We start from the raw sequence: 585 nt of genomic DNA, 5'->3' as shown, positions 1-585 counted from the left end.
AGCTTAACCTTCGGGAGGGCGCTTACCACTTTGTGATTCATGACTGGGGTGAAGTCGTAACAAGGTAACCGTAGGGGAACCTGCGGTTGGATCACCTCCTTACCTTAAAGATACAACCCGCGCAGTGCTCACACAGATTGTCTGATAGAAGTAAAGAAGCAAGGCGTCTTGCGAGTGAGACTTAAGTGTCCCCTTCGTCTAGAGGCCCAGGACACCGCCCTTTCACGGCGGTAACAGGGGTTCGAATCCCCTAGGGGACGCCACTTGCTGGTAACGTAAGTGAAAGATGCGAAACCTATAAATACTTCCGGGTATACTGGCGACAGTGTACCGCGAAGTATTTGCTCTTTAAAAATCCGGAACAAGCTGAAAATTGAAACGACACACTGTTTCCTTTCTCCGTAATAAGAAAGGAAGATACGGTGTGTTCGAGTCTCTCAAATTTTCACAATCACGACTGTGTCTCACGAGACACCTTCGGGTTGTGAGGTTAAGCGACTAAGCGTACACGGTGGATGCCCTGGCAGTCAGAGGCGATGAAGGACGTGCTAATCTGCGATAAGCGCCGGTAAGGTGATATGAACC

Annotated in this window: 1 tRNA gene and 2 rRNA genes; all 3 read left to right on the top strand. The window is 49.6% G+C overall.

Annotated features, from left to right (window positions below):
• A 16S ribosomal RNA gene (locus MUA00_RS00260) occupies window positions 1–102 on the top strand; the annotation flags it as partial.
• Between the two features lie 85 nt (window positions 103–187).
• Window positions 188–263, top strand: a tRNA-Glu gene (locus tag MUA00_RS00255).
• Window positions 264–488: 225 nt separating this feature from the next.
• Window positions 489–585, top strand: a 23S ribosomal RNA gene (locus tag MUA00_RS00250); the annotation flags it as partial.

Origin of the sequence: Dryocola boscaweniae, from assembly GCF_025215095.1 — a bacterium.
GTDB lineage: Bacteria > Pseudomonadota > Gammaproteobacteria > Enterobacterales > Enterobacteriaceae > Dryocola > Dryocola boscaweniae.
This window is presented reverse-complemented; position numbering and strand designations above follow the sequence as displayed.